The organism is Streptomyces panacea, from assembly GCF_040560175.1.
Taxonomy (GTDB): domain Bacteria; phylum Actinomycetota; class Actinomycetes; order Streptomycetales; family Streptomycetaceae; genus Streptomyces; species Streptomyces panacea.
This window is the reverse complement of the sequence record NZ_JARJHW010000004.1, coordinates 31828-50892: the sequence shown is the minus strand read 5'-3', so window position 1 is coordinate 50892 and position 19065 is coordinate 31828. Positions and strand designations below refer to the sequence as shown.

Genomic DNA, 19065 nt, shown 5'->3' with positions numbered 1-19065 from the left:
CATTTCAGCCGCCCGAGAGCACCCGGACCAGGTCTTCGGCCGTACGGCACCGGTCCAGGAGCGCTTTCACGTGGTTACGGGTGCCCCGGAGAGGTTCCATGGTCGGTACCCGCTGGAGCGAGTCCCGGCCCGGCAGGTCGAAGATGACCGAGTCCCAGGAGGCCGCGGCCACGTCGTCCGCGTACTGCTCCAGACAGCGGCCCCGGAAATAGGCGCGCGTGTCCTCCGGAGGCTTCGTCTCGGCCCGTTCGACGTCCGGTTCGTCCAGGAGCCTGCTCATCTTGCCGCGAGCCACCAGACGGTTGTACAGGCCCTTCTCGGGGCGCACGTCCGCGTACTGGAGATCGACCAGGTGCAGCCGTGCCGCGTCCCACTCCAGGCCGTCCCGGCGGCGGTAGCCCTCCAGGATCTCCTTCTTGGTGACCCAGTCGAGTTCCCCCGACAGGCTCATCGGATCGTTCTCCAGCCGGTTGAGCGTGTCCTCCCAACGGCCCAGCACGTCCCTGGTCTGCTCGTCGGCGTCGGCGCCGTACCGCTCCTCGACGTATTTGCGCGCCAGTTCGAAATACTCCATCTGGAGCTGCACAGCGGTGAGTGTCCGCCCGCTGCGGAGCGTGATCAGACGAGCCAGGGACGGGTCGTGCGACACCTGGTGGAGCGTGCGTACGGGCTGGTCCACGGCCAGGTCGACATTGATGAACCCGTCCTCGATCATGGACAGGACCAGGGATGTCGTCCCGAGCTTGAGATAGGTGGAGATCTCCGAGAGATTCGCGTCGCCGATGATCACATGGAGCCTGCGGTACTTCTCGGCGTCCGAGTGCGGCTCGTCCCTGGTGTTGATGATGGGCCGTTTGAGGGTGGTCTCCAGACCGACCTCGACCTCGAAGTAGTCGGCTCGCTGGCTGATCTGGAAGCCGTGCTCGTGGCCGTCCTGGCCGATGCCCACCCGGCCGGCGCCGGTGACGACCTGCCGTGAGACGAAGAACGGCGTCAGGTGCCGCACGATGTCCGAGAACGGGGTCTCCCGCTTCATCAGGTAGTTCTCGTGCGTGCCGTACGAGGCGCCCTTGTTGTCGGTGTTGTTCTTGTAGAGCAGGATCGGCTGGGCGCCGGGAAGCTGTCCGGCGCGCTCGGCGGCCTCGGCCATGATGCGCTCGCCGGCCTTGTCCCACAGGACGGCGTCACGCGGGTTGGTGATCTCAGGAGAGCTGTATTCCGGGTGCGCGTGGTCGACGTACAGCCGGGCGCCGTTGGTGAGGATCACATTGGCCAGCCCGATGTCCTCGTCGGTGAGCTGGCTGGACTCGGCGGCCTCCCGCGCGAGGTCGAAGCCTCGTGCGTCCCGCAGCGGGTTCTCCTCCTCGAAGTCCCAGCGGGCGCGGCGCGCCCGGTGCATCGCCGCCGCGTAGGCGTTGACGATCTGGGACGAGGTGAGCATGGCATTGGCGTTCGGTTGGCCGGGGACGGAGATCCCGTACTCCGTCTCGATGCCCATTACTCGCCGTACGGTCATGCGGCCCTCCTTGCCCGGCGGCGCTCCCCTTCGGGAACGGCGCTCAAGTACCGCTGTCTCTCCGGTGCGTGTGCGGTGCCCGTCCCCGCACTGCGCGACGCGGCGGTACACAGAGCCTAGAACGCCTCCGCACTGGTGGGGAGATCGTTTCCGTCATTGGCCTGGTGTCGTGATAGGTACGGGGAAAGCAACCGGCTGCGGATGCCCGTCCGGACATCCGCAGCCGGTCTGTGCCTTACAGGTACTGTCCGGTGTTCGCCACCGTGTCGATGGAGCGTCCGGTGTCCGCGCCTTGCTTTCCGGTCACCAGGGTGCGGATGAAGACGATCCGCTCGCCCTTCTTGCCGGAGATGCGGGCCCAGTCGTCCGGGTTGGTGGTGTTGGGCAGGTCCTCGTTCTCCTTGAACTCGTCCACGCAGGCCTGGAGGAGATGGGTGACGCGGAGTCCTCGCTGGTTCTCGTCGAGGAAGTCCTTGATCGCCATCTTCTTGGCCCGGTCGACGATGTTCTGGATCATCGCGCCGGAGTTGAAGTCCTTGAAGTACAGGACTTCCTTGTCGCCGTTGGCGTACGTGACCTCGAGGAAGCGGTTCTCCTCGGACTCGGTGTACATCCGCTCGACGACCGACTGGATCATGCCCTGGACCGTGGACTCGGGCGAGCCCTTGTGCTCGGACAGGTCGTCCTCGTGCAGGGGCAGCGAGGAGCGGAGGTACTTCGCGAAGATGTCCTTCGCCGCCTCCGCGTCCGGACGCTCGATCTTGATCTTCACGTCGAGCCGGCCGGGACGCAGGATCGCGGGGTCGATCATGTCCTCACGGTTGGAGGCGCCGATGACGATGACGTTCTCCAGGCCCTCGACACCGTCGATCTCGGCGAGCAGCTGGGGGACGATGGTGTTCTCCACGTCCGAGCTGACACCGGATCCGCGGGTGCGGAAGAGGGATTCCATCTCGTCGAAGAAGACGATGACGGGAGTGCCTTCGCTGGCCTTCTCACGGGCACGCTGGAAGACCAGGCGGATGTGCCGCTCGGTCTCGCCGACGTACTTGTTGAGGAGCTCGGGGCCCTTGATGTTGAGGAAGTAGCTCTTTCCCGCGGGCCGACCGCTGACTTCGGCGACCTTCTTGGCAAGGGAGTTGGCCACGGCCTTGGCGATGAGCGTCTTGCCGCAGCCGGGCGGACCGTAGAGCAGGATGCCCTTCGGGGGGCGCAGTTCGTGTTCCTTGAAGAGGTCCGGGTAGAGGTACGGAAGCTCGACCGCGTCCCGGATCATCTCGATCTGGCCGCCGAGGCCGCCGATCTTGGTGTAGTCGACGTCCGGCACCTCTTCGAGGACGAGTTCTTCGACCTCGCTCTTGGGAACCACTTCGTAGACGTAGCCGGAGCGCGGTTCGAGCAGAAGGGCGTCACCGGCGCGAATGGTGATGTCCAGGAGCGGCTCGGCGAGCCGCACCACCCGTTCCTCGTCGGTGTGCCCCACGACCAGGGCGCGCTCGCCGTCCTCGAGGATCTCCTTGAGGGTGACGATGTCCCCGGCCCGCTCGAACTCCATGGCCTCGACCACGTTGAGGGCCTCGTTGAGCATGACTTCCTGGCCGCGTCGGAGCTCTTCGAGCTCGACGCCGGGGCTGACGTTCACCCGGAGCTTGCGGCCCCCGGTGAAGATGTCCGCCGTGCCGTCCTCGTTCGCGTGCAGGAAGACGCCGAAGCCGGCCGGCGGCTGTGCGAGCCGGTCGACCTCTTCCTTGAGGGCCACGATCTGGTCGCGGGCCTCTCGCAGCGTATTGGCGAGCCGCTCGTTCTGCGCGGACACACCTGCCAGGTTCGTCTGCAGTTCGACGATCCGCTCTTCGAGAATCCTCGTATGACGCGGAGAGTCGGCGAGCTTACGTCGCAGGACGGCGATCTCCTGCTCGAGATAGGCAACCTGGCCGGCCGGGTCTTCAGACCCTCGTCCGGGCCGGATGCCGCGGTTGATGTCGTCGTCGTGGGCTGCCACGGTCCTCACCTCCTCCAAGGGGAGCTGGACGCTTCCTGACCCTACCTGGGTAGGTGGTGATTAAAACCCCTAGATCACAAAGACTGTCGGGGCGAGTCCGATCTTCACCCTTGCGCTCTCCCTCACGCCAGGGGAATACCCACCGTTCAACATCGGAAAGCGGCCGGTTGTATCGTCGAAGTGTTCAACACCCGTCAGGGCTGGCGTGACTTGCCCGAGATTGGCTCACCCCAAGCAGGAAACGGCAGGAGATATGACCGTGCAGCAGCAGGCTCCGACCGACGCAGTCACCGAGGGCGGCGAGCCGCTCGAGGTCTGGATCGACCAGGACCTCTGCACCGGCGACGGGATCTGCGCCCAGTACGCGCCCGACGTCTTCGAGCTCGACATCGACGGCCTCGCGTATGTGAAGAGTGCCGACGACGAACTTCTCCAGTCCCCCGGAGCGGCCACGCGCGTGCCGTTGCCGATTCTCAAGGATGTCGTCGACTCGGCGAAGGAATGCCCGGGTGACTGCATTCATGTGCGGCGCGTTTCGGACAGCGTCGAGGTGTACGGCCCCGACGCGGAATGAGCGTCCCGGCGGGTCGGTGACCCGGGGGTCACGCCGACGGCCTACCGGACAGCGGGGTCACGCGGTGTGAGCGGCTCAGACGCTCTGCGACTCGTCGCGGGCGCTCCGTACGAAGGCGCCGTTCTTCCATCGCCAGGTCAGGCTCTGCTCCTCGTCGGGGCAGCAGCCCGGCACATCCGGTCCGGAGTACCCGAGGAGCCTGGCGCGGACGAGGCCGTCGCGTATCTCCAGGTCGGCGACGCTCTGCCGGTCGGCCGGGTCCAGCAGGGTGGCGACGATGCGGGGTGCGCCGGCGTCCTTGGTCGCTGTGAGTACGTACACACCGTTCGGCGGGGTGCCGGAGCCGGCGTCGCAGCGGGCGGCGGCCACGGTCTCGGGGCGGCCGTCGCCGTCGAGGTCCCCGGCGGCTTCCTTGGTGACCAGCGCTTTCGCGCCACCGCATTCGAGTGGGAAGTCCACGGCGGCGGTGTCGGGCGCGGGCAGTGCTGCCGCGTTCGGGGCGGTGCGCGAGGCGGTTGAGGAGCCTGACTGGTTGGCCGTGGCGGCGTCGGGCTGGAGCAGACCGGCGGCGGCGACCACGGCGGCCATCGCGGTGGCCGTGGCGAGCCAGTGCACCGGGCGCGGGCGGGTGTGCGCGAGGTCCGGGACGTCGGAGATCTGCACGCGGTGTCTCCTGTGAAGGCAGTGCCGGTGGGGGTGGCGTGAATGGTGCCACACGTCACAGTGCGGCGGAACAGCGGGGTCCGTAAGGCCAACGTAAAGACACCGCCGCCGAGTTCGCGTCGGATGGACGTGAACTCGGCGGCGGCGCTGATGTGTTGTGGCCGCGGGCGCGATCCGGGCCCGTGGCCGGGAGGGTGACGCCGGCTCAGCTTCGGGAGCCGCTGCCGCTTCCCGGGCCGTCGTAGTCGTCGCCGTACGCGCCCTTGGAGGGGCGGCGGCGGCGCAGGGGCGGCTCGACACCGTCGGCGAGGCGGCGGGCGGTGATCAGGAAGCCCGTGTGGCCGATCATGCGGTGGTCGGGGCGTACGGCGAGTCCCTCGACGTGCCAGTTGCGGACCATCGACTCCCAGGCGGCGGGCTCGTTGAACGAGCCGTGCTCCCGGATCGTCTCGACCGTGCGGGCGAGCTGGGTGGTGGTGGCGACGTAGGCGCAGAGGATGCCGCCGGGTACGAGCGCCTTCGACACCGGGTCGACGCACTCCCACGGCGCGAGCATGTCGAGGACGACCCGGTCGACCTCGGTGTCGCTGAGGTTGTCCTGGAGGTCGCCGACGGTGAGCTGCCAGGCGGGGTGCGGGCCGCCGAAGTAGCGCTCCACGTTCTGCTGGGCGATGTCGGCGAAGTCCTGCCGGCGCTCGTAGGAGTGCAGCATGCCCTGATCGCCGATGGCGCGCAGCAGGAAGCTGCTGAGCGAGCCCGATCCCACTCCGGCTTCGACGATACGAGCGCCGGGGAAGATGTCGGCGAAGGCCAGGATCTGGCCCGCGTCCTTGGGGTAGACCACGGCGGCGCCGCGGGGCATGGACAGGACGTAGTCGGGGAGCAGGGGGCGCAGCGCGAGGTAGGCGACATTTCCCGTGGTGCGGACAACACTGCCCTCGGGAGCACCGATCAGCTCGTCGTGGGGGAAGGAACCCTTGTGGGTGTGGAAGTTCTTCCCGGCTTCGAGCGTGAAGGTGTAGTGGCGTCCCTTGGGGTCGGTGAGCTGGACCTGGTCCCCGACCTTGAAGGGGCCGCGACGTCGGGCGGCACCGGTCGGTTCGGACATGCGGTCAGACTACCTGCTCCGTTTGAGGCTCCCTCACCTGGCTTGAGCCCGCGTCATTTGGCGTCGGGCCTGGCCATGGCGGCGACGAAGGCCCGTTCGACGTCGGCGGTGGACAGGACTCCGTAGATCTCGCCGGTCTCCTCGACGACCAGGTACTCGGTGGCGGGGTTGGCCCTGAGGCGGTCGAGGAGGGCTTCTCCGGCGAGTTCGGCGGGGACCTTCATCCCGTCGGTGAGGTCGTGGGCGAGGCCGCTCACGGCGACCCAGGGGCGGCGGTGGGTGGGGACGCCGACGATGGCCGCCTCGCGGACCAGTGCGGTCGGTTCGCCCTGTCCGTCGACGACGACGAGTGCGCGGGCTCCGGCCTCGTTGGCGCGGCGCAGCGCCTCGGAGAGCGGCGTGGCCGATTCGACGGGGACGGCGCGCCGGGTGAGGGCGCGGGCCCGTAGATCGGGCAGGTGTTCGCGCAGCCGGGCCATCCGCAGGCTGTTGCCGGCGCCGGTCCAGATGATGGCGGCGAGGATGGCGGCGAGGAGCGCGTCGGTGACGGTCTCGACGCCGCCGATGTCCTTGGTGGAGTTGCCGAGGGCGCCGGTGTGGGTGAGCAGCGGCAGGCCGATGAGGACGGCGACCGCGAGCGCGCGGCCGACCCAGGCGGCGGCGACGGTGCCCGCCATGGGCTTGCCGGTGATCTTCCAGACGACGGCGCGCAGCATCCGGCCGCCGTCCAGTGGGAGGCCGGGCAGCAGGTTGAAGGCGGCGACGATGAGGTTGGAGATCATCAGTCCGGCGAGCAGGACTCCGGGGACGGTGCCGGGCTCGACGGCCGCCATCGTGAGGTAGAAGAAGCCCGCGAGGACGAGGGAGAGCAGGGGGCCGACGAACGCGAGCATGAACTCGCGGCCGGGGGTCTCCGACTCCTTCTCGATCTCGGAGACGCCGCCGAAGAACTGGAGCTGGATACGGCGCACCGGCAGTTTGTAGTGCAGGGCGACGACCGTGTGGGCCAGTTCGTGGACGAGTACGGAGGCGTAGAAGGCGACGGCGAAGAAGAGCGCGACGAGATAGCGGACTCCGCCGAGCTCGGGCAGTACGCGGTCGAGCTGGCCGCCGAAGACCCAGGTGATGAGTGCGGCCACCAGGAACCAGCTGGGGGCGACGTACACGGGCACGCCGAAGGGACGGCCCATCAGAATCCCGCCACCGGGGTCCTCGGGCCGCTTCCGCTTGCCGCCGGGGGGCGCGCCCTCAGGACCGGACCGCGGCCTCCCGCTCTCGCCGCTCTCGTCGTCCTTTTTCACGTCTTCCCTTCGTTGCGGCGCCGTCGCTCGCTCGATGATGCTGTGTGCGAGGGTCTTGCGTCGATGGTATTCCGCTCGCTGTCAGTGGCGGGCCGTAGGGTCTGCGTCATGAGTACGAGTCAGCAGCCCACTTCGCTGTCACCGTCGCGTGCGAGCGACTTCATGCAGTGCCCTCTGCTGTACCGGTTCCGGGTGATCGACAAGCTGCCGGAGAAGCCGAGCGAGGCGGCGACCCGCGGGACGCTGGTGCACGCGGTGCTGGAGAGGCTGTTCGACGACCCCGCTGTCGAGCGTACGGCGCCGCGGGCCAGGTCGATGGTTCCCGGGCAGTGGGACCGGCTGTTGGAGTCGAGGCCGGAGCTGGGTGAGTTGTTCGCCGGGGACGAGGGTGGCGAGCGGCTGACGCGCTGGCTGTCGGAGGCCGAGGGGCTGGTCGAGCGGTGGTTCTCGCTGGAGGATCCGACGCGGCTGGAGCCGGCGGAGCGTGAGCTGTTCGTGGAGACGGAGCTGGAGTCGGGGCTGCGGTTGCGCGGGGTGATCGACCGGGTGGACGTGGCGCCGTCGGGCGAGGTGCGGATCGTGGACTACAAGACGGGCAAGGCGCCGCGTCCGGAGTACGCGGAGGGCGCGCTGTTCCAGATGAAGTTCTACGCGCTGGTGATCTGGCGGCTGAAGCGGGTGGTGCCGCGCCGGCTCCAGCTGGTCTATCTGGGCAGCGGAGACGTCGTGACGTACGACCCGGTGGAGGCGGACCTGGAGCGGATCGAGCGCAAGCTGCTGGCGCTGTGGGACGCGATCAGGCAGGCGACGGAGACGGGCGACTGGCGGCCCCGGCCGACGAAGCTGTGCGGCTGGTGCGACCACCGGGCGGTGTGTCCGGAGTTCGGGGGCACGCCGCCGGTCTATCCGTTGACGGTGCCGCCGGCGCAGGGCGCCGAGCCGCTTCCCGCCGCGGAGGCGGTCGTCTCCGTGGAGCCCGCGCAGGGGGTTTAGCGACGGCGGCGCGGTGCCCGCCGCTGTCGGGGCCGGACGCGCAGGGCAGAATGGACCGGGATCTGTCCCAGCGAAGGAGTTCCCGTGGCGATCCGCGTCCTACTGGTCGATGACCAGCCACTGCTGCGTACCGGTTTCCGGATGATCCTGGAGGCCGAGCAGGACATCGCGGTCGTCGGCGAGGCCGGGGACGGCCTTCAGGCCATCGACCAGGTGCGGGCGCTCCAGCCCGATGTCGTGCTGATGGATGTCCGTATGCCGCGTATGGACGGGGTCGAGGCGACCCGCCAGATCACCGGTCCCGGCAGGGACGGTCCGGCGAAGGTGCTGGTGCTGACCACCTTCGATCTGGACGAGTACGTGGTGGAGGCGCTGCGCGCCGGGGCCAGCGGCTTTCTGCTCAAGGACGCGCCGGCGAACGAGCTCGTGCAGGCGATCCGGGTGGTGGCCGCCGGTGAGGCGATGCTGGCGCCGAGCATCACCCGCAGGCTCCTCGACAAGTACGCGGACCATCTGCCGTCCGGTGACGAGCAGGTGCCCGACACCTTGCACACGCTGACCGACCGCGAGGTCGAGGTGCTCAAGCTGGTGGCGCGCGGACTGTCCAACGCCGAGATCGCGGCGGACCTGTTCGTCAGCGAGACCACGGTGAAGACGCATGTGGGTCATGTGCTCACGAAGCTGAGCCTGCGCGACAGGGTGCAGGCGGCCGTGTACGCGTACGAGAGCGGTCTGGTGCGTCCCGGCGCCCAGTAGTAGGCGGAGAGCGCGTGTACGGCCTGTACGGGAGAGGTCCCCCGCATCGATGTGATGCGGGGGACCTCTCCCGTACAGGCCGTACACGCTGTCGGGCGGGTCAGACGGCGCTGCCGGTGCCCAGCTCCCAGAACAGCAGTTCACCCGAGGGGTTGAGCGCCCACTCCATACCGGAGATGTCGTCGGCGGCGGCCGCGTACTGCTTGCCCTGCCAGAGCGGCAGCAGCGGCACGTCCTCGGCGACGACGTCCTGTGTCTCCGTGAAGGCCTTGGCGGCGGCGCTGCGCTCGGCCTCGCTGCGTGACTCCGGGATCAACTCCTCGATGATCCTCTTGTTCGCGTACGGCGCGTTGAGGAAGTTGTCCTTGTCGAGGAACGGCGCGATGAAGCTGTCCGGGTCGGGGAAGTCGGGGAACCAGCCCATGCCGTAGACGGCGTATTCACCGCGCGTCTGGGCGGGCCGGAACTTCGCCCACTCGGTGCCCTTGGTGTCGACCTGGAAGAGCCCGCTGGAGTTGAGCTGCTTCTGGAGCGTCTCGAACTCCTTGGCCGTGGCCTCGCCGTAGTGGTCGGTGGTGTAGTTCAGGGTGAACTTCACCGGCGTCTCGACACCGGCGTCGTCGAGGAGTCTCTCCGCCTCGGCCCGGTCGGGCTCGCCGTACTTGTTGAAGAACGAGTTGGTGTGGGCGGTGACGGTCGCCGGGATGAGCGAGTAGAGCGGCTCGGCGGTGGAGCCGTACACCTCGGAGGCGATCTGGCCGCGGTCCACGAGGGAGGCGACGGCCTGGCGTACGGCCTTCTCCTTCACCACGGGCTCGTCGGTGGTGAAGCCGAGATAGCGGATCTCCAGACCCGGCATCTCGGTGAGTTCGATTCCGTCCTTGGGCTTCGCGGACATCTGCTCGATCTGACCGGGCGACATGGTGCGGCCCATCACGTCGATCTCGCCGGAGTCGAGCGCCTTGCCCATGGCGCCCGCGTCGGGGTACGAGCGCAGCTCGACCTTGGTGTTGCGGAGCTTGAGGTCGCCCTTGTACGAGTCGTTCTTGGTGAAGACCGCCTTGACGATCCGGTCGTCCTTCACCTCGGCCTTGAAGTTGTACGGCCCCGAGCCGTTCACGTCGAAGCCGTCGCGGAGCTTCTTGCCGTCGTACGACTCGGGGTCGACGATGCCGGCGATGGGCGTCGAGAGCTTGTAAGGGAACGTGGCGTCGGGGGTCTTGAGGTGGAAGATGATCTCGGCGTCGCTGGGCGTCTCGATCGTGTCGATGTTCGCGAGCAGGCCCACCGCGCCGGCTTCGGAGTTGATGTCGATCACACGCTCGATGGAGAACTTGACGTCCTGGGAGGTGATGTCGGCGCCGCCGGGGAACTTCAGCCCGTCGCGCAGCTCGCAGCGGTAGCTCTCGTTCTGGTTGTCGGAGAACCGGCAGTTGGACGCAGCCTCGGGGACCGGGGCGCCGCCGCCGCGCGGCACGTGCATCAGTGTCTGCAGGGTCTGGCGCAGGATGTTCCAGGAGCCGTTGTCGTACGCGAAGGCCGGGTCGAAGGGCGCCGGCGACTCCTTGGTGGCGGTGAACTGGTCCGTCGTGCCCACGACGATGGCGTCACCGCTGCCGGACGAGCCGTCCGAACCGCCGCAGGCGACGAGCACCGGGGCGAGCAGACCGGCCACAACCGGCAGCACGAGACTCTTGCGCTTCATCCTGGACGTACTCCCTCATCCGAACACCCTGCGATACAACGGTGGTTGAGAATTTCGCGACGTGATTGACCGTCGGAGCACACCGTTGAGGCGGCGAACGTGTGGCGAAGTTCTCGCGATGAGGTTAGTCGGCGGGTGCGGATCTTTGAACCGGGCCTGCTTCGGGCGTAATCGCAAAGTGATCAGCAATTGGCGTGAAGCGGTATCGGCCCGCCAGAATGATTCGCACATCAGGCCATAAATCTGGACACATGGATGCCCGATTCGGCGCGGCGAACGGGCGGGCCGGAAGCACGGAACGGGCGCGATCGCCCTCGGCGACAGCACGGAGAGTGACAAACGTCACGCGCATTTTCGGCCGACGGCCATGATCGCCGTCGAAATGATCAACGAACGGCCTCGGTAAGCGCTTACCGCAATGCTTCTCGGACTATCGATAATTTCAGGTGCCACGCTCTGTGAACGAGTCAGTGCTGATGCGTCATCAGACCACGCAGGAATACCAGGTCGACCTCTTCGAGGGAGTTCACGATCACCCGGCCCGCGGCGGCGGCGATGGGCGCGACGGACGGTACGGCGACCACCCGGCAGCCCGCGGCCTCGGCGGAGGCCACACCGGTCGCCGTGTCCTCGATGACGGCGCATCTGGACGGGGCGGCGCTCAGCCCGCTCGCGGCCAGCAGATACGGGTCGGGGTGCGGCTTGGTGTTCAGGACCTCGTCACCGGCCACGGTGAGGCCGAAGTGGTGGCGTCCGACGGACTCCAGTACGCGGTCGATGATGCGCCGGTGGGAGGCGGAGACCAGGGCCGTGGGAACGCCGTGGCGGGCCAGCTCGGCGAGGAGCCTGGCGGCTCCCGGCATCATCGGCACGTCGACGCCGATGCGCTCCTCGAAACGGTCGTTGAGCAGCACGGTCAGCTCGGCGAGGGTGATGTCCGCGCCGGTGGCCTCGATGAGATAGCCGGCGCTCCTGGTCATCGGTCCGCCGACGACCACGTCGCGCCAGGCGTCGTCCAGGCTGTGGCCGAGGTCCTTGAAGACCGCGACCTCCGTGTCCCACCAGAAGCCCTCGGTGTCGACCAGGGTGCCGTCCATGTCGAGCAGAACGGCCTGAAGGGCCGATCCCTCGGCCGTACGGGTCATGGACGCGGGAACCGTACTGGTCATCCGGCACACCTCCGAGAGGGACGAGAAGGCCGGTTGCCTTTCCTGGCGGGGAATCCCGCCGGGTCCGGAAACCGGCCTGCACTGGACCGACAAGTGTACGACTCGTCCACACGAAGCGCGCGGTCAGCGGCTTATCGGGCGTTGAAGTACTTCGCCTCCGGGTGGTGGATGACGATGGCGTCGGTGGACTGCTCGGGGTGGAGCTGGAACTCCTCGGAGAGTTCGACACCGATCCGGCCGGGCTCCAGGAGGTCGGCGATCTTCGCGCGGTCCTCCAGGTCGGGGCAGGCGCCGTAACCGAGCGAGAAGCGCGCGCCCCGGTACTTCAGGGCGAACATGTCCTCGACCTCGGAGGGGTCCTCGCCCGCGAAGCCGAGTTCGGAGCGGACACGGGCGTGCCAGTACTCGGCGAGGGCTTCGGCGAGCTGGACGGAGAGGCCGTGGAGTTCGAGGTAGTCCCGGTAGGAGTTCTTCTCGAAGAGTTCGGCGGTCGCCCCGCCGATCCTCGATCCGACCGTGACGACCTGGAGTCCCACGACATCGGTCTCGCCGGACTCCTCGGGGCGGAAGAAGTCCGCCAGACAGAGCCGCCGGCCCCGGCGCTGGCGGGGGAAGGTGAAGCGGGTCCGCTCCGATCCGTCCTCTCCGAGCAGGATCAGGTCGTCGCCCTTGGAGACGCAGGGGAAGTAGCCGTAGACGACCGCGGCCTCCAGGAGGTTCTGGGTCTGGAGCTTCTCCAGCCAGCCCCGCAGATGCGGCCGGCCCTCCGACTCCACCAGCTCCTCGTACGTCGGGCCGCCCTTGCGGGCCTCCTTCAGCCCCCACTGCCCCTTGAACAACGCCCCCTCGTCCAGCCACGACGCGTACTCCTTGAGCTGGATGCCCTTGATCACGCGGGTGCCCCAGAACGGCGGCTCCGGAACGGGGTTGGTGACCGAGACGTCGGAGCGGGCCGCGCCCTCCTCGGGGCGTTCCTCGGCGACCGCCGTGGCGACGGGCTTGACACGGCGCTGCTTCAGCTCCGGCAGTACGGCTCCGGGAACACCCCGCTTGATGCCGATCAGCGCGTCCATCAGCCGCAGCCCCTCGAACGCGTCGCGCGCGTAGCGGACCTCGCCCTCGTAGATCTCGTGCAGGTCCTGCTCCACATAGGCGCGGGTCAGGGCCGCGCCGCCGAGGATGACGGGGAAGTCGGCGGCCATCTTGCGCTGGTTCAGCTCCTGAAGGTTCTCCTTCATGATCACCGTTGACTTCACCAGCAGCCCCGACATCCCGATCACATCCGCCCGGTGCTCCTCGGCCGCCTCCAGGATCGCCGAGACCGGCTGCTTGATGCCGAGATTGACCACGTTGTAGCCGTTGTTGGAGAGGATGATGTCGACGAGGTTCTTCCCGATGTCGTGGACATCGCCGCGCACGGTGGCCAGGACGATGGTGCCCTTGCCGTCGTCGTCGGTCTTCTCCATGTGCGGCTCCAGGAAGGCCACCGCCGTTTTCATGACCTCCGCCGACTGGAGCACGAACGGCAGCTGCATCTGACCGGAGCCGAACAGCTCACCGACGACCTTCATGCCGTTCAGCAGGGTGTCGTTGACGATCGCCAGCGCGGGGCGGGTCTCCAGGGCCGCGGTGAGGTCGTCCTCCAGGCCCTTCTTCTCACCGTCGATGATGCGCCGCTCAAGACGCTCGTCCAGCGGCAGCGCCAGCAACTCCTCGGCGCGGCCGTCCTTCATCGACTTGGTGTTGACACCCTCGAACAGCTCCATCAGCTTCTGGAGGGGGTCGTAGCCTTCTTCGCGCCGGTCGTGGATCAGGTCGAGCGCGACCTTGACCTGCTCGTCGTCCAGCCGGGCGATCGGCAGGATCTTCGAGGCGTGCACGATCGCGGAGTCGAGTCCGGCCTTGACGCACTCGTCCAGGAACACCGAGTTCAGCACGATGCGAGCGGCGGGGTTGAGGCCGAAGGAGATGTTCGACAGGCCGAGCGTGGTCTGTACGTCGGGGTGGAGCCGCTTGAGCTGCCGGATCGCCTCGATCGTCGCGATCCCGTCCTTCCGCGACTCCTCCTGGCCCGTGCAGATCGTGAACGTCAGCGTGTCGATGAGGATGTCCGACTCGTGCACACCCCAGTTGCCCGTCAGATCCGCGATCAGCCGCTCGGCGATCGCGACCTTGTGCTCGGGTGTACGGGCCTGGCCCTCCTCGTCGATCGTGAGCGCGATCAGCGCGGCGCCGTGCTCCACCGCCAGTTCGGTCACCTTCGTGAAGCGTGACTCCGGCCCGTCGCCGTCCTCGTAGTTGACCGAGTTGATGACCGCACGGCCGCCCAGCTTCTCCAACCCGGCCCGCAGGACGGGCAGTTCGGTGGAGTCCAGCACGATGGGGAGGGTGGAGGCGGTGGCGAACCGGCCGGCCAGCTCCGCCATGTCGGCGACACCGTCCCGGCCGACGTAGTCCACACACAGGTCCAGCAGGTGCGCGCCCTCGCGGATCTGGCCGCGCGCCATCTCGACGCAGTCGTCCCAGCGGCCCTCCAGCATCGCCTCCCGGAACTTCTTCGACCCGTTGGCGTTCGTCCGCTCACCGATGGCCAGGTACGAGGTGTCCTGGCGGAACGGCACGCTCTGATACAGCGAGGCCGCGCCCGGCTCCGGCTGCGGCGCCCGCTCCGTCACGGCCGCGCCCCGTACCCGCTCGACCACCTGCCGCAGGTGCTCCGGAGTCGTACCGCAGCAGCCGCCGACCAGCGACAGTCCGTAGTCGCGTACGAAGTTCTCCTGCGCGTCGGCGAGTTCACCCGCGGAGAGCGGGTAGTGCGCCCCGTCCTTGCCGAGGACGGGCAGTCCGGCGTTGGGCATGCAGGAGATGGGGATACGGGAGTGCCGGGCCAGATAGCGCAGGTGCTCGCTCATCTCCGCCGGGCCGGTGGCGCAGTTCAGACCGATCATGTCGATCCCCAGCGGCTCCAACGCCGTCAGCGCCGCGCCGATCTCGGACCCCAGCAGCATCGTCCCGGTCGTCTCGACGGTCACCGAGCAGATGATCGGCAGCTTCGTGCCGGTGGCGTCGAGAGCCCGCCGGGCGCCGAGGATCGCGGCCTTCGTCTGGAGCAGGTCCTGGGTGGTCTCCACCAGCAGCGCGTCCGCGCCGCCGGCGATCATGCCCTCGGCGTTGCGCTGGTAGGCGTCGCGCAGCGTCACATAGTCGACGTGTCCGAGCGTCGGCAGCTTCGTGCCCGGCCCCATCGAGCCCAGCACCCAGCGCTGCTGCCCCGTCGACGCGGTGAACTCGTCCGCGACCTCGCGGGCGATCCGCGCTCCCGCCTCCGACAGCTCGAAGACGCGCTCGGGAATGTCGTACTCGGCGAGCGACGCGAAGTTCGTACCGAAGGTGTTCGTCTCCACGCAGTCGACGCCGACCGCGAAGTACTCCTCATGGACCGAGCGCACGATGTCCGGGCGGGTCACGTTGAGGATCTCGTTGCAGCCTTCCAGGTTCTGGAAGTCCTCCATGGTCGGGTCCTGCGCCTGGAGCATCGTGCCCATCGCCCCGTCGGCCACCACCACACGGGTGGCGAGCGCCTCGCGCAGCGCTTCGATTCGGGTCCGGCTGTCGGCGGAAATGCTGGAGGACGGGGCCATGAAAATACTCCCGGGGATGCGACGGCTGTCGGCTTTGCGCCTTCCGGTGGAAGGGGCACCCGGCCAGGGTAGCGGTGCCCGGCTCCGCATGGCGTTGCGTTTCACGGGGCGGACTTGTCGTGCCCTCTGCGGCCGGGGGGAATCCGTTGTCCGTAACGGCGAGTCGGCATGGGCCGATAATGTTCAGCATTGTCGAACGACTGCGGAGGTCCGGCCGATGGCGAAGAGTATCCAGTCGCTCCAGCGCGCGGCGGCGGTGCTGCGGCTCCTCGCGGGCGGCGAGCGCAGGCTCGGCCTGTCAGACGTCTCCTCCTCGCTCGGGCTGGCCAAGGGCACGGCGCACGGCATTCTGCGCACCCTCCAGGAGGAGGGCTTCGTGGAGCAGGACCCCGCCTCCGGCCGCTATCAGCTGGGGGCGGAGCTGCTGCGGCTCGGCAACAGCTATCTGGACGTCCATGAGCTGCGCTCCCGCGCCCTGGTGTGGACGGACGATCTGGCCCGGTCCAGCGGCGAGAGCGTGCATCTGGGGGTGCTGCACCTGGAGGGCGTACTGATCGTGCACCACGTCTTCCGGCCGGACGACAGCCGGCAGGTACTCGAAGTGGGCGCGATGCAGCCACTGCACTCCACGGCGCTGGGGAAGGTGCTCGCGGCGTACGACCCGGTGGCCCGCGGCGAGGCCGTCAGGGGCGCCCGCGAACAGCTCACCGCGCGCACCGTCACCGATCTGGAGCAATTCGAGGCGATTCTCGAACTGACCAGGTCGCGGGGGTGGGCGACGGACGTCGAGGAGACCTGGGACGGGGTGGCCGCGGTGGCCGCGCCGATCCACGACCGGCGCCGGATGCCGGTGGGGGCCATCGCTCTCACCGGTGCGGTGGAACGGCTGTGCGAGGGCGGCGAGGTCCGTCCGGAGCTGATCACGGCGGTGCGCGAATGCGCCCGTTCGGTGTCCAGGGATGTCGGCGCCGGGCGGTTCTGAGCCGCATGGCCGATGATCTGAGAAGAACAAGGTTCCGGCTACGGAGCCCTTGACGACGCCTCTCGCACGGGATGACACTGCCGTTCAACGGTCGGCATTGTCGAACACTGATCGACGAGTCATCTTGTGTGCACGACAACGCCAAGGGCCGGCAATGCCCTCACCTGAGGGCGCGGACCGTCGGTGCGAGCCGCTGGTCCGCCTTCCCCTGGACGAAGGAGTCTCGGGTGTCTCACTTCGACATCTTCATCGGCGAGACCGTCGGTACCGCCCTTCTGCTGCTGCTCGGTGGTGGCGTGGTCGCGGGCGTCGTCCTCAAGCGCTCGAAATCGAACGGCGCGGGCTGGGTGGCCATCAGCTTCGGGTGGGGCTTCGCCGTCCTCACCGGTGCCTACCTCGCCGCGGGCGTCTCGGGCGCCCACCTGAACCCCGCGGTCACCCTCGGTCTGGCGATCTCGGGCACGACCAAGTGGGGCGACGTCCCCCTCTACTGGGCCAGCCAGATGCTCGGCGCCATCATCGGCGCCTTCCTGGTCTGGGTGGCGTACATGGGCCAGTTCAAGGCCCATCTGACCGACCCGGAGATCCTCGCCGCGCAGCCGTCGGTCGAGGGACTGGTCGACCAGAAGACCGCGCCGAAGGCCGGTCCGGTGCTCGGTATCTTCTCGACGGGCCCGGAGATCCGGAACACCCTGCAGAACGTGCTCACCGAGGTCATCGCCACCTTCGTCCTGGTGATCGCGATCCTCACCCAGGGACTCAACGACGCGGGCAACGGCCTGGGAATCCTCGGCGTGCTGATCACCGCGCTGGTCGTCGCGGGCATCGGTTTCTCGCTCGGTGGCCCCACCGGTTACGCCATCAACCCGGCACGTGACCTCGGCCCCCGTCTCGTCCACTCGCTGCTGCCACTGCCCAACAAGGGTGGCTCCGACTGGACGTACGCCTGGATCCCCGTCGTCGCCCCACTGATCGGCGGCGCGGCCGCGGCCGGGCTCTACAACTGGGCCTTCAAGTAGACCTCCGCCGCCCTTCGCCTTCCTCCGCCCTCCGCACCGAGCAGGAGCAGACACCGTGAGTGACGCACAGAGCACCGGGACTTCCTCCCACGGAACGGGACCGTTCATCGCGGCCATCGACCAGGGCACGACGTCCAGCCGCTGCATCGTCTTCGACGTCGACGGGCGCATCGTCGCCGTCGACCAGAAGGAACACCAGCAGATCTTCCCCAAGCCGGGCTGGGTCGAACACGACGCCAAGGAAATCTGGACGAACGTCCAGGAAGTCGTGGCGAACGCCATCGAGAAGGCCGGCATCACCAAGGCCGACGTGCTGGCGATCGGGATCACCAACCAGCGCGAGACGACCATGCTCTGGGACAAGAACACCGGTGAGCCCGTCCACAACGCCATCGTCTGGCAGGACACCCGCACCAGCGGGCTCGTGAAGGAACTGGGCCGCAACGTGGGCCAGGACCGGTTCCGCCGGGACACCGGACTGCCGCTGGCGACCTACTTCGCCGGACCGAAGGCCCGCTGGCTGCTGGACAACGTCGAGGGCCTGCGTGAGCGCGCCGAGAGCGGCGACATCCTCTTCGGCACCATGGATTCCTGGGTGATCTGGAATCTGACCGGCGGCGTCGACGGCGGCGTGCACGTCACCGACGTCACCAACGCCTCCCGCACGATGCTGATGCGCCTCGACACGCTGGAGTGGGACCCGAAGATCTGCAACTCGATCGGTGTCCCGATGGTCATGCTCCCGAAGATCCGCTCCTCGTCCGAGGTGTACGGCACGGCCAAGGGCGGCCCGCTGAACGGGATCCCGGTCGCCTCGGCGCTCGGTGACCAGCAGGCGGCCCTCTTCGGCCAGACCTGCTTCGCCGAGGGCGAGGCCAAGTCGACGTACGGCACCGGCACGTTCATGCTGATGAACACCGCCAACAAGCCCATCAACTCCTACAACGGACTGCTGACCACGGTCGGTTACCGCATCGGGGACCAGCCCGCGGTGTACGCGCTGGAGGGCTCCATCGCCGTCACCGGCGCGCTGGTGCAGTGGATGCGCGACCAGCTCGGCCTGATCAACTCCGCGCCGGAGATCGAGACGCTGGCCTCCTCGGTGGAGGACAACGGCGGCGCGTACTTCGTCCCCGCCTTCTCCGGGCTGTTCGCACCCCACTGGGACTCGGCCGCCCGCGGTGTGATCGCCGGCCTCACCGGCTATGTCACCAAGGCGCACATCGCCCGCGCGGTGCTGGAGGCCACGGCCTGGCAGACCCGCGAGATCAGCGACGCGATGACCAAGGACTCCAAGGTGGAGCTGACGTCTCTCAAGGTCGACGGCGGTATGACCGCCAACAACCTGCTGATGCAGACGCTCTCCAACGTCCTCGACGCCCCCGTCGTACGGCCGATGGTCGCCGAGACCACCTGTCTGGGCGCCGCCTACGCCGCCGGGCTCGCGGTCGGCTTCTGGCCGGACACCGACGCCCTGCGGGCCAACTGGCGCCGGGCCGCGGAGTGGACGCCGGACATGGACCCGGCCAAGCGCGAGCGCGAGTACAAGAACTGGCTCAAGGCCGTGGAGCGCACCAAGGCCTGGGTGGACGACGACGACGAGAGCTGACCCGAGCGTTTCGTCCGAACGAGGAGA

Annotated in this window: 14 protein-coding genes; 6 read left to right on the top strand and 8 right to left on the bottom strand. The window is 68.2% G+C overall.

The annotated features are described in order from the left end of the window. Window positions 1-4: 4 nt before the first annotated feature. Window positions 5-1516 carry a depupylase/deamidase Dop gene (gene dop / locus P3L51_RS02235; RefSeq protein WP_354603287.1) on the bottom strand — a complete coding sequence of 504 codons (1512 nt, stop codon included), beginning with the start codon at window positions 1514-1516 and terminating at the stop codon, window positions 5-7. A gap of 235 nt (window positions 1517-1751) precedes the next feature. Beyond that, a complete protein-coding gene (gene arc / locus P3L51_RS02230; protein ID WP_354603286.1) occupies window positions 1752-3518 on the bottom strand; it encodes a proteasome ATPase in 1767 nt (588 codons plus the stop codon). A gap of 253 nt (window positions 3519-3771) precedes the next feature. Here arc and P3L51_RS02225 point away from each other — a divergent pair, with 253 nt between their 5' ends. Further along, window positions 3772-4092, top strand: coding sequence for a ferredoxin (locus P3L51_RS02225; RefSeq protein ID WP_354603285.1), 321 nt, complete (start codon window positions 3772-3774; stop codon window positions 4090-4092). 75 nt (window positions 4093-4167) lie between these two features. Here the strand turns inward: P3L51_RS02225 and P3L51_RS02220 are convergent, their stop codons facing one another. From P3L51_RS02220 to P3L51_RS02210, 3 genes are all read right to left on the bottom strand, one after another. Continuing rightward, a complete protein-coding gene (locus P3L51_RS02220) occupies window positions 4168-4755 on the bottom strand; it encodes a hypothetical protein (RefSeq protein ID WP_354603284.1) in 588 nt (195 codons plus the stop codon). Between the two features lie 205 nt (window positions 4756-4960). After that, window positions 4961-5863, bottom strand: coding sequence for a tRNA (adenine-N1)-methyltransferase (locus P3L51_RS02215; protein ID WP_354603283.1), 903 nt, complete (start codon window positions 5861-5863; stop codon window positions 4961-4963). A gap of 53 nt (window positions 5864-5916) precedes the next feature. Then, window positions 5917-7164 (bottom strand): site-2 protease family protein, encoded by a 1248-nt coding sequence (locus tag P3L51_RS02210; RefSeq protein WP_354603282.1) that lies wholly within the window; start codon window positions 7162-7164, stop codon window positions 5917-5919. A 108-nt stretch (window positions 7165-7272) separates the two neighbouring features. On the opposite strand from P3L51_RS02210, the gene P3L51_RS02205 reads away from it, so the two are divergent. Next, on the top strand, window positions 7273-8157 hold the full coding sequence (locus tag P3L51_RS02205) for a RecB family exonuclease (RefSeq protein WP_354603281.1): 885 nt from the start codon (window positions 7273-7275) through the stop codon (window positions 8155-8157). Between the two features lie 84 nt (window positions 8158-8241). Then, complete coding sequence (locus P3L51_RS02200) at window positions 8242-8913, top strand: response regulator (protein WP_354603280.1); 672 nt, start codon at window positions 8242-8244, stop codon at window positions 8911-8913. A 100-nt stretch (window positions 8914-9013) separates the two neighbouring features. On the opposite strand, the gene P3L51_RS02195 is transcribed toward P3L51_RS02200, so the two are convergent. The 3 genes from P3L51_RS02195 to metH form a co-directional block, all read right to left on the bottom strand. Further along, entirely contained in the window at window positions 9014-10618 is a 1605-nt protein-coding gene (locus P3L51_RS02195; protein ID WP_354603279.1) for an ABC transporter substrate-binding protein, read from the bottom strand. Between the two features lie 467 nt (window positions 10619-11085). Further along, on the bottom strand, window positions 11086-11787 hold the full coding sequence (locus P3L51_RS02190) for an HAD family hydrolase (protein WP_354603278.1): 702 nt from the start codon (window positions 11785-11787) through the stop codon (window positions 11086-11088). 131 nt (window positions 11788-11918) lie between these two features. Then, window positions 11919-15428, bottom strand: coding sequence for a methionine synthase (metH, locus tag P3L51_RS02185; protein ID WP_354603277.1), 3510 nt, complete (start codon window positions 15426-15428; stop codon window positions 11919-11921). A 217-nt stretch (window positions 15429-15645) separates the two neighbouring features. On the opposite strand from metH, the gene P3L51_RS02180 reads away from it, so the two are divergent. The 3 genes from P3L51_RS02180 (at window position 15646) to glpK (ending at window position 19038) form a co-directional block, all read left to right on the top strand. Continuing rightward, the gene (locus P3L51_RS02180; RefSeq protein ID WP_354603276.1) at window positions 15646-16410 is read left to right on the top strand and encodes an IclR family transcriptional regulator; all 765 of its coding nucleotides are present in this window, start codon (window positions 15646-15648) and stop codon (window positions 16408-16410) included. A 227-nt stretch (window positions 16411-16637) separates the two neighbouring features. Then, on the top strand, window positions 16638-17429 hold the full coding sequence (locus P3L51_RS02175) for an MIP/aquaporin family protein (RefSeq protein ID WP_354603275.1): 792 nt from the start codon (window positions 16638-16640) through the stop codon (window positions 17427-17429). Between the two features lie 55 nt (window positions 17430-17484). Continuing rightward, window positions 17485-19038: a glycerol kinase GlpK gene (gene glpK / locus P3L51_RS02170; protein ID WP_354603274.1), complete on the top strand. Its 1554-nt coding sequence runs from the start codon at window positions 17485-17487 to the stop codon at window positions 19036-19038. The last annotated feature ends 27 nt before the right edge of the window (window positions 19039-19065 follow it).